Here is a 9,724-nt window from a genome sequence, read left to right as displayed (position 1 = left end):
CGATCGACCCGGAGACCGCCCGGAAGCTCGCCGGGAGGTCGAAGACCTGGTACCGGCTGCTCACCGACCCGGAGAGCGGTGCTCTGTTGTCGTTGGGCCGCACGAGGTACACACCGACGAAGCAGATGCGGGACTATCTGGTTCTTCGCGACGGAACCTGCCGGTGGGAGGGCTGTAACCGGCAGGCGACACACTGCGAGATCGACCACACCGAAGCGTGGGAGTTCGGCGGGCCGACCGATTGCGACAACCTCAGCCACGTCTGTCCCAAACACCACAGAATGAAACACCAGACCACGTGGACGGCGAAACAACTCCCGGGTGGGGTGATCCGGTGGACCTCCCCCGACGGACGCAGCTACGTCACCGAACCCGACGTGGCGCTGCCGATGCCCGCCACATGGCGTTACGACGAACCAGGTGGGTCAGGGCCGCCTGACCCGAACCCGGCCACCGCACCACCTCCGCTACCTGCCGCCCCACCACCGACAGAGCCGAACCGACCCCCGCCGTTCTGACCAACGGGGCACCGGACAAAGTTCCGCCTACAAACTCGAGGCAGGCCATCAAAGAGCTAAGCCGTGGTCCCGATGGGCATCCGGGGGTCGTAGGGGTCAGCACACTCGATCCACGGAGATACGGCGCTGCGCCTTTACGCGCTTGAAGAACCATCCGGGGACTGCCCGACGCCCGAATCACCCAGAAGCTCTCGCCTCCACGGCGGGTTGGCTCCAGCCCGCGAGGTTGTGACACCCGCCACGGTGGCCGCCCAGGTCCCGATGCGGCGAAGGCTCGCCTCGGTGAGCGATTCCAGCCCTGCCCGCACAAATTCATCGATGATCGCGCCCATGGCGGAGTCGCCGGAACCGATTGTGTCGGCAACCGCGATCGTGGCCGCGGGAACCTCGAGCCGCGCGAGTCGTGAGGCGACGAGCAGCCCATCAGCACCGCGGGTCACCACTGCGAGCCGAACGCCCAGCTCCAACAACCGGTCAACGACCTCGGCCGGGTCCACCGCTGGGTAGAGCCATCGAGCGTCCTCGTCACTGAGTTTCACCACCGTGCAGACGGCAGCCAGGGTTTCGAACGTGTGGAGCGCCTCCGCGTGGGAGCCGATGAGCGCAGGCCGGATATTGGGGTCAAGACTGCTGGTGACCCCGAACGGAAGTGACTCGAGAAAGTTCCGAACGGTCTCAGCACCTGGCGAGAGGAACGCCGCGATCGACCCGGTGTGAACGTGCACCGCCCGGTCGAGTTCAGGCACTGGCGGGTCCCAGGTTATGTCGAAGGTGTACTCGGCCGATCCGTCCGCTTGGATCCGTGCGATCGCGGTGGGTGTCCTCCCTCTCTCGCCTGATGTGACCTGCACGTGCGACTCGCGGAAGTGCACGCGGGCTCGTTGGCCGCGCTCGTCGTCGCCGATGTCGGTGACCAGTCGCACCCGATGGCCGAGGCGCGCCAGGCTTACCGCGACGTTGGCGGGCGACCCGCCAACGTGTTCCGTCTGGACGCCGTCGCGGTCCACGATGTCAATGACGGTCTCGCCGAGAACGAGGACATCCCCGGCTGTGGCCGGATCGGTGCGAAAGCTCACGCCGGGTAGCTGATGGGCGCGGCGTGCACGCGTGAGCACGCGTCAGTCAGAACCCCGAGAAGGTCGCCATCCGCTGCGGAGAACGATTCGCCGTCGATCGCGAGAGGGGCGCCGAACACCACAACGGGCGCACCGATGCCCGGGCAGCTCACGGCCTGATCGATGCTGAGACCCCCGACCGCCTGCACGGGTACGGTGGTCGCCGCAACGATGGCCTCGAGATCGGTGAGCGGGCTGAGCTTCAGTTCCGGGTGCTGGTTGCGGTGGTCGTAGCCGATGTGGTGGATCACCATTCCGACCCCGAGCTTCTCGAGTCGAACAGCCTCGGCCACCCGGTCGGTCGTGCCCAGGTCGTCCCCCATGACGAGCATGCCGAAACGGTCTCCGGCTTCGATCACCCTGTCGATCGTGGCGTCATGTGCCCTGCCCATCACGATGACGGCGTCCGCACCGGCATCCCCCATCATCTCCGCTTCCAGGTAGCCGCCGTCCATGGTTTTCAGATCGACGATGAGCGGGTGGTTCGGGAATTCCTTACGCAAGGCACGCACCGCATGAAGCCCTTCAGCAAGCACGAGCGGCGTGCCGACCTCAATCCAGTCGGCACCGGCCTCGACGGCGATCGCCGCGGTGCGAAGTGCCTCGTCGTTATTGGTGAGATCGAGCGAGATCTGCACGAGCGGGCGGATCAGGGTCTCGCGAGTGAGGCCACGGATGCTGTGGGGCATGGTTGTGTGCTCTTCTTTCCTATTCGGGGCGGCCTACGGTGGCGGTGTTACCTCTGGACGACGTTGCGCAGTTCGGCCCCGCGCAGGAACGCGGACAGGTTTTCGTCGATCAGCCGGGCCGCATCCAGCGGGCGGCCGCCGGCTGCGTGGGGCGTGAGAATCAGGTTGGGCAGGTCCCAGAGTGGCGACTCGACCGGCAACGGTTCGATCGTGGTCACGTCGACGGCGGCTCCACCGATGCGCTCTTCGCGGAGAGCGTCCAGCAGGGCGTCCTCATCGATTGTGCTTCCGCGTCCGACGTTGACGACCCAGGCGTGGGCGGGCAGGAGCGCCAGCCGATCGGCGTTGAGGATCTTCGAGGTGGCGTCCGTCGACGGGAGGATCATGATCAGGACATCGGTGTCCGGAAGATGGGCGGCGAGATCGTCCGTGCTGATGACCGGGAACCCAGCGGTCTCCCGTGCGGTCGTCGCGACACCGGTGACTGTCGCTCCAAGCGCAACCAGGTGCGGTGCGAGGGCGCTGGCGATGCTTCCGAAGCCCCAGATCATCACCCGGGCGCCGCGCAACGTGCTGAACAGCCCGGGGCTCGGCTCCGGCTGCGCACCGCCGATCTCGCTCGCCCAGCGGTGCCCGATCTGGGCCCGCGTCAGCGTGTGCAGTCGGCGTGCGGCGGCCAGCACGAGGGCAAGGGCGTGTTCGGCGACGGGCCGGTCGTGCAGGGATCGCCCGGAGGTGAGTACGACGGATGCGTCGAATCCGGCCTTCACCGCTGCGTCGCTTCCCGCTGAAAGCAGCTGAACCCAGCGGACAGCGGTGAGCCGTGTGGCGGCATCCTCGAGGAGCGCATCCGGCATTCCCCAGACGACGAGCCCCTGCGCGTCGTGGTGCTCCGCCGGGATCGGTTCCCCGGGCGCGAACGGCACGAACTCGACATCGTCGCGAGGTGTGACGTCAAGTGGCAGGCTGGTCGGCAGCAGGATCTTGAAAGTCATCGGGTTGCTCCTTCGGGGAACTGAACGCTGTAACGGCTGCCGAGTTCACGCAGTTCGTCGACAGTCGCGTCTGCGAGCGGGATGCCGTCGCGGAGGCGGGCCTCTTTGGTCCGTTCCTCCGGCTCGCCTGGCACCAGCACGTCGGTGAACCCGGGAGCCGGGGCGCTCTCGTGCGCGGCATCCACGAGAACCTGGATGCGGTTCTTGAACTCGTCGAGGGGCAGCAAGTGCTCGATGTTGATCGCCACGAGCCAGTGGCCGACGTTCTGCGGTTTGGAAAAGTCGTTGTACATGTTGCCGATGCCGTGCGAGATCGCAGCCCCGGTGAGGACCCCTCCGAGGATTTCGACGAGGAAGCCGAGGCCGTACCCCTTGGGCCCGCCGACCGGCAGAAGCGCCTTGATGGCATTCGGGTCAGTGGTCGGCGCGCCGTCCGCGTCCACTCCCCACGAATCCGGGATCGATGCGCCGCTCGCCTGTGCGACGAGCACCTTGCCCATCGCGGACGTGCTCGTGGCCATGTCGAGACTGATCGGCACTGAATGAGTGGGAGCAGCGAACGCGAATGGGTTGGTTCCCAGAAGCGCATCCTTCCCGCCGAAGGGAACAACGATCGGTTCTGAGTTGGACACAACGATCGCGATAGCTCCCCGCTCGGCGAGCCAGCGGGCGTAGTAACCCGCGGTACCGAAGTGGGCGCTGCCATGAACCGCTGCGGTGGCGATTCCGGTCTTGCGGCTGAGCGCGAGCGCCGCTTCGGCGGCCGCGCGCGCGGCGATTTGACCAGCCGCCCGGTTGGCATCCACCGTCACGACGGATCCCGCGACCGTGACCTGGGGAACGCCAGCGGGATCTATGAGGTTCTCGACGATCCGCCTGCTGTAGGCGGGAAGACGGATGACGCCGTGTGAGTCGACGCCGCGGGAGTTCGCATCGACGAGGGTCGCTGCGATGTAGCTCGCGTCGTCCTCGGAGTATCCCCAGCCCTTCAGGAGCTCCGTAGCCCAGGCCTGGAGTCGGTGTGCGTCGATCAGCATCGTTTCTGTCCTTCTGTTCGCATCAGTGCGAATGGCCCCCGACGTGGTTGCCTCGCAATAATCTTATACGTCATACTTATATACACAATAGGCAGAATGCGTTTTCGCGGCGCGGATTCCGCCCACTCCGTTCGCTTCGGCGAACCAGTCAAAGAGGACAGAATGAGAATCAGTGTGTTCCCCAAGGGGGATCTGGACGCCTTGGTCGTCCACAGGACCATGACGGTATTCGACTGGATCGAAAAGGCCAGGGTCCTGCCCGCTGACGGCCTCGAGCTCTACTCCGGCATGTTCACGGAGACGAGCGACAGCTTTGTGGGCCGTGTCGCCGAGAGCCTGGCGGCAGCCGGCTTCGAGATGCCCATGCTGTGTGCCTCCCCCGACTTCACGAACCCCGACCGAGACGTGCGAAAAGCCGAGTTCGATCGCGAACTGGAGATGATGCGGATCACCGCTCGCCTCGGCGGCGCCGGCGCGAGCACCCGCGTGCTCAGCGGCCAGCGTCATCCGGAGGTGTCGCGAGAGCAGGGACTCGACTGGGTGGTGGAGGCCATCGAAAACCTGTTGCCTGTCGCGCGCGAGCTTGACGTCACGCTGGCCCTCGAGAACCACTACAAGGACGGCACCTGGAAGTACCCGGAGTTCGCCCAGAAGTCCGACGTCTTCCTCGAACTGATCGAGCGCATCGACGACCGGGCACATTTCGGTGTGCAGTTCGATCCGTCGAATGCGATCGTCGCCGGCGACTACTCCGCCGACTTCCTGGACCTCGTGATCGACCGCGTGGTGACCATGCAGGCATCCGATCGCTCCCTCGCCCCGGGCGGATCGCTCGACGATCTTCGCCAGAGCGACGGCACCATCGGGTATTCGCCGCTCCTTCAGCACGGCGTCATCGGCCAGGGGCTCAACGACTATCCCCGAATCTTCCGCACACTGGCGGCAGCCGGCTACGACGGCTGGATCAGCATCGAGGACGGCGTGAACGGTATGGGCGAGATGCTCGAATCGGTCGAGTACTTGCGCCAGGCGCGCGAGGAGTACTTCGGCGGATCGACCGAGGTGCGCGTGCAGAAGCACGAAGAGGCCAGGAGCGCCGCCGGGTTCGCCAGCATCGCGCAACCGGCATTGACGAGCCCGAGGGAGGCCAACCGATGAAAGCACTCGTGAAATTCGGGCTCGAGGACGGCGACGTCGAGGTCCGGGATGTCGCGGAGCCGACCCTGCAGCCGGGGACAGTACTGATCGCCGCACGAGCGGTCGGAGTCTGCGGTTCCGACATCCACATGTGGCGCAACAAGCAGAGCTGGGCCACACGCCAGCCCGTCATCCTCGGCCATGAAACCGCTGGGGTCATCGTCGCCGTCGCCGACGATGTCGACGGCTGGAATGTCGGCGAGCGCGTGGTCTGCGAAACGGCGGCGTCGATCTGCGGCACGTGCGCGCTATGCCGCACGGGCCGATACAACCTATGCCCCCACCGCGAGGGCTACGGAGCCATTCGCGATGGAGCGTTCGGCGAGCTGATGCTCGCTGAGCCCCGCGTGCTGCACCGCATCCCCGACAACGTGTCTTATGAGCAGGCAGCGATGACCGAACCGTTCGCGGTCGCATACAACGCCATGGTCGAGAGGGCGCCCGTCGTTCCCGGCGACCTGGTCGTCATTCAGGGCATCGGCGCCATCGGTGCACTCTCGCTCCAGATGGCCCGCCTGCGTGGCGCCGGCACCATCGTCGTGCTTGGGACACCCGTCGACGCAAGCAGGCTCGAAAAGGCGATCATTCTGGGCGCCGACCGAACGGTTGACATCACGGCGGAGGACGCGGGTGAGGTCATCCGCTCCCTTGGAGACGGCTTCGGCGCCGATCTGGTGGTGGATGCCACGGGCGTCAGTGCAGCGCTGCGTCAAAGCCTGGATCTGGTCCGCCCCTATGGCTCGATCGTCAAGATCGGCTGGGGCCCCCAGCCGCTCGACTTCAGCCTCGACCCCCTGGTGGCCAAGGCGGTCACCCTGTACGGCTCGTTCTCACACACCTGGACCACCTGGGAACGCGTCCTCGAGTTGTTTTCCAAGGGCAAGCTTGACACCGAGACCGTCCTCGGCGGGGTTTACGAACTTGCAGACTGGGAGGCAGCGTTCGAAGACATGGAGTCAGGGCGCAACATCAAGTCGGTCATGGTGATGCCGGGGTAGCGTCCGACTACTCCCCCGGCAGGTTCGAGAACTCCTTGAGCGTTCCCTCGACCAGCAGCAGCGCCTCGGCCTGGGCCTTCGCCGAATCTCCGTCGACGAGGGCCTGGGCCAGCGCCACGTGGTGCTCGACCGCCTTCTCGCTCATAGCGTGCATCACCGGCCGGGTGTCTCCACCCCGAACCTCGAGGGCAGCTCCGATGGTGTCGGCTAGTTGCGCGATGACCGCGTTCTCGGTCCCCTCGAGCAGAAGGCGGTGGAATGCCGCATCCGCGTCGAAGAATCCGCGGGTGTCCTTTTTCTCGAGGGCACGTTTCATCCCGTTTGCCGTTTCCAGGAGGCCGGCCGCATCGCCAGGGGCGATCCGCTCAGCGGCTAGGCGCGCAGCGGCCTGCTCAATCCCGAGGCGGAGCTCCAGGAGTTCCTTCATCTGGTGCACGTAGTCGGGGCCCTGGCTTCGCCACTTCACAACGTACGGGTTGAGAAGATCCCAGTTGGATGACGGTTGCACACGGGTGCCCACCTGGGGTCGGGCCTCGACGAGCCCCATCGAGCTCAGGGTTCGGATGCTCTCCCGCACGACGGATCGCGAAACACCAAGTCGTTCGCAGAGCTGATCTGCGAAGACAAGGCCTCCGACAGGAATCTCGCCGTTGATGATTTCCTGGCCGAGGATCTCCACAACCCGCTCGTACAGACCGGACCCAATGCGAGAGCGATACTTCATGACTGGACGATCGCCGTCCGGGGTGCCGGGAACACGTTTCCCATCGCTCGCTCTATTTTTCGTACTGGCCATTGGCCGCCGCCATCTCGTAAGCCGCGCGGGGAAATTGGGTTGCCAGCTTGCCTCCGCTGATATCGATGAGCGTACCGGTAATGTACCTGGCCTCATCGGAGGCGAGGAAACAGATCAGGTTCGCGATGTCTTCTTTCGTGCCCCACTGGCGGATGCTGAGAGTGTCGAGGAGGCGGTCCTGGTCTTCCTGCGGCAGCTCCGCGAAGTGGTTGAGAGTGGTCGGAATCATGCCTGGTGCGTACGCGTTGGCCGTGATGTTCCACGGGCCCACTTCGCCTGCCAGCGCGCGCGTGAAGTGAGCAACGGCCGCTTTGGACGAGGCGTAGGCGGCACTGCCGACGCTGGGAATGATGGCGGCGAAGGATGCGGCATTAATGATGCGACCTCGCCCCTGCGCCTTCATCGTGGGGAGCACGGCCTGGCACATGAGAAAGGTTCCTTTGAGGTTCACGTCGTGTGCGAAGTCCCAGACGGCCTCGGGCAGGTCTTCGATGGCACCGTTGCCTGCGACTCCCGCATTGTTGACGAGCAGATCGATCCGGCCGAATTCTTTCGTCACCTCGGCGACGATGGCTCGGATGCGTTCGCCGTCGCGAACATCGCAGACATATTGGCGGCCTGTGTGGCCAGCGGCGGAGAGCTGGTCCGCGACGGCATCAAGGTCGCTCTGCGAGATGTCAACCGAGATGGTTGTCATGCCTTCGTCGGCCAGCCGGCTCACCAGCTCCCGGCCGATGCCTTTGCCGACGCCGGTAATTACGGCAACCTGGCCGCTGAGGTCGATATTCATGAGATGGTGGGGCCTTTCGTGTGGGGTTCCTCGGTCACGTTATGACAACGGTCGACGAACGAGATTGACGCAACACTTCTTATAGATATGATTTATTCGAATAATCGTATTACATGGCATCGCGAGATGCCTTCGGTTCGTGCGCAATGCTGCGCATTCAAAGAAAAGGGAGATGCAGTGAAGCATCATTCAGTGTTGAAGGTCGCCGGACTGGGAGCGGCCATCGTCGTCGCAGCCGGTGTACTCACGTCATGTGCCGCAAGCGGCGCCGGCGACAACGAAGGTAAGGCTGAGGGTTCGTCCACTCTTCGCGTCACGCTCGCGAACCACGTGTGGACAGACATCGTCAAGGAGAAGATCTCCGACTTCGAGGACGAGTCCGGCTTGACCGTCGAACTCACCCAGCTCGGCGAAGATCAACTTTCTGACCAGTACAACGTCAAACTCAACGCAGGCAGTGACGAGATCGACGTCATGATGTACCGCCCGCTCCAGGAGGGCAAGCTCTTCGCCGAAAATGGGTACCTCGCTGACCTCACGGACCGCACTGCCGACGGCGGCGACTGGGACTTCGACGACTTCCAGGCGGGTCCGGTCGAGGCCACGACCTACGACGACAAGGTCGTCGGAGTGCCGACCATCACCGAGCAGGAAGTCCTCTACTACCGCACCGACCTGCTCGAAGCTGCCGGTGTCGAGGTACCGACGACGCTTGACGAGCTCGAAGCGGCCGCGAAGGCTGTCTCCGAGGCAAACCCGGGCGTCGCCGGCTTCGTGGCCCGCACGGGCAAGTCGGCTGCGGTCACACAGTTCTCGAGCTACCTGTTCAGCTTCGGTGGGGACTTCATCGACAAGGACGGCAACTCGGCCATCGACTCACCCGAAGCCAGGAAGGCCTTCGAGTACTACGGTGGCCTGCTGCACAACTATGGTCCGGAGAACGTCAGCACCGACATGAGCTGGCCGGAAGCCGCAGCGATCTTCGCCCAGGGCAACGCTGCGTTCTACACGGATGCGAGCAGCCTCTACAAGAACCTGACCGAAGCAGAGAACTCCACCGTTTCTGACAGCGTCGGCTTCGCTCCGTTCCCGGAGGGCCCGGAGGGCTCCAAGCCGTACAACGTGCCCTCATGGGCCCTCGGCGTGAACGCCGCGTCCGAAAACCAGGACAACGCGTGGAAGTTCATCCAGTGGGCAACAAGCCCGGAGATGACGCTCGAGATCCAGCAGGCCGGCGTCCCCGGCGCACGGGACTCGGTGTGGGCAAACGAAGAAGGCACAGCATCGTTCCCCGCCGACCTGGCCAAGGCCGTTGCCATCGGTTCCGAGACGGGCGTCGGGTACGACCGTCCGCTCGTGAAGTCCGTCGCTGAAGCGCGCGAGATTGTCGGCATGCCGATCGTGGTCGCCATCACCGGTGGCGATATGGATGCCGCCATCGCTGAGGCCCACGAGGGATTCCAGAAGTTCCTCGACGGCGAGAAGTAACCCCTTGAGGATCAGTGGGCCGTCCACACCGCTGGACGGCCCACTGACACCGAACGACGCGACACGTCGCGACGCGCATTTCTGACACAACCGTCACCCGG

The 9,724-nt window shown here is 64.8% G+C and carries 10 protein-coding genes; 4 read left to right on the top strand and 6 right to left on the bottom strand.

Annotated features, from left to right (window positions below; translation table 11 throughout):
- Nucleotides 1-518 (top strand): HNH endonuclease signature motif containing protein (locus BM197_RS16325; RefSeq protein ID WP_177216819.1); only part of this gene is annotated, 518 nt, incomplete at its 5' end.
- Between the two features lie 134 nt (nucleotides 519-652).
- On the opposite strand, the gene BM197_RS11700 is transcribed toward BM197_RS16325, so the two are convergent.
- The 4 genes from BM197_RS11700 to BM197_RS11685 are packed head-to-tail and all read right to left on the bottom strand — an operon-like array spanning nucleotide 653 to nucleotide 4,354.
- On the bottom strand, nucleotides 653-1,594 hold the full coding sequence (locus BM197_RS11700) for a carbohydrate kinase family protein (protein WP_090711742.1): 942 nt from the start codon (nucleotides 1,592-1,594) through the stop codon (nucleotides 653-655).
- Nucleotides 1,591-2,322: an orotidine 5'-phosphate decarboxylase / HUMPS family protein gene (locus tag BM197_RS11695; protein WP_218151862.1), complete on the bottom strand. Its 732-nt coding sequence runs from the start codon at nucleotides 2,320-2,322 to the stop codon at nucleotides 1,591-1,593. The genes BM197_RS11700 and BM197_RS11695 overlap by 4 nt, the downstream gene beginning before the upstream one ends.
- A 47-nt stretch (nucleotides 2,323-2,369) precedes the next feature.
- Nucleotides 2,370-3,317 carry an NAD(P)-dependent oxidoreductase gene (locus BM197_RS11690; protein ID WP_090711700.1) on the bottom strand — a complete coding sequence of 316 codons (948 nt, stop codon included), beginning with the start codon at nucleotides 3,315-3,317 and terminating at the stop codon, nucleotides 2,370-2,372.
- Nucleotides 3,314-4,354 (bottom strand): Ldh family oxidoreductase, encoded by a 1,041-nt coding sequence (locus BM197_RS11685; RefSeq protein WP_090711698.1) that lies wholly within the window; start codon nucleotides 4,352-4,354, stop codon nucleotides 3,314-3,316. Before BM197_RS11685 ends, BM197_RS11690 begins: the two co-directional genes overlap by 4 nt.
- A 162-nt stretch (nucleotides 4,355-4,516) precedes the next feature.
- Here BM197_RS11685 and BM197_RS11680 point away from each other — a divergent pair, with 162 nt between their 5' ends.
- Nucleotides 4,517-5,512 (top strand): sugar phosphate isomerase/epimerase family protein, encoded by a 996-nt coding sequence (locus BM197_RS11680; RefSeq protein ID WP_090711738.1) that lies wholly within the window; start codon nucleotides 4,517-4,519, stop codon nucleotides 5,510-5,512.
- The gene (locus tag BM197_RS11675; RefSeq protein WP_090711696.1) at nucleotides 5,509-6,549 is read left to right on the top strand and encodes a zinc-dependent alcohol dehydrogenase; all 1,041 of its coding nucleotides are present in this window, start codon (nucleotides 5,509-5,511) and stop codon (nucleotides 6,547-6,549) included. The genes BM197_RS11680 and BM197_RS11675 overlap by 4 nt, the downstream gene beginning before the upstream one ends.
- Before the next feature lie 7 nt (nucleotides 6,550-6,556).
- On the opposite strand, the gene BM197_RS11670 is transcribed toward BM197_RS11675, so the two are convergent.
- Together BM197_RS11670 and BM197_RS11665 are read right to left on the bottom strand one after the other, a co-directional pair.
- Nucleotides 6,557-7,273, bottom strand: a complete 717-nt coding sequence (locus BM197_RS11670) for a FadR/GntR family transcriptional regulator (protein WP_177216818.1) — start codon at nucleotides 7,271-7,273, stop codon at nucleotides 6,557-6,559.
- A gap of 52 nt (nucleotides 7,274-7,325) precedes the next feature.
- The gene (locus BM197_RS11665) at nucleotides 7,326-8,135 is read right to left on the bottom strand and encodes an SDR family NAD(P)-dependent oxidoreductase (protein ID WP_090711693.1); all 810 of its coding nucleotides are present in this window, start codon (nucleotides 8,133-8,135) and stop codon (nucleotides 7,326-7,328) included.
- Nucleotides 8,136-8,312: 177 nt separating this feature from the next.
- Between BM197_RS11665 and BM197_RS11660 the strand changes: the two genes are divergently transcribed.
- Nucleotides 8,313-9,623 (top strand): ABC transporter substrate-binding protein, encoded by a 1,311-nt coding sequence (locus BM197_RS11660; protein WP_245762511.1) that lies wholly within the window; start codon nucleotides 8,313-8,315, stop codon nucleotides 9,621-9,623.
- Nucleotides 9,624-9,724 lie beyond the last annotated feature (101 nt).

It is taken from the genome of Mycetocola miduiensis (assembly GCF_900115155.1).
Classification (GTDB): Bacteria; Actinomycetota; Actinomycetes; order Actinomycetales; family Microbacteriaceae; genus Mycetocola_A; species Mycetocola_A miduiensis.
This window is presented reverse-complemented; position numbering and strand designations above follow the sequence as displayed.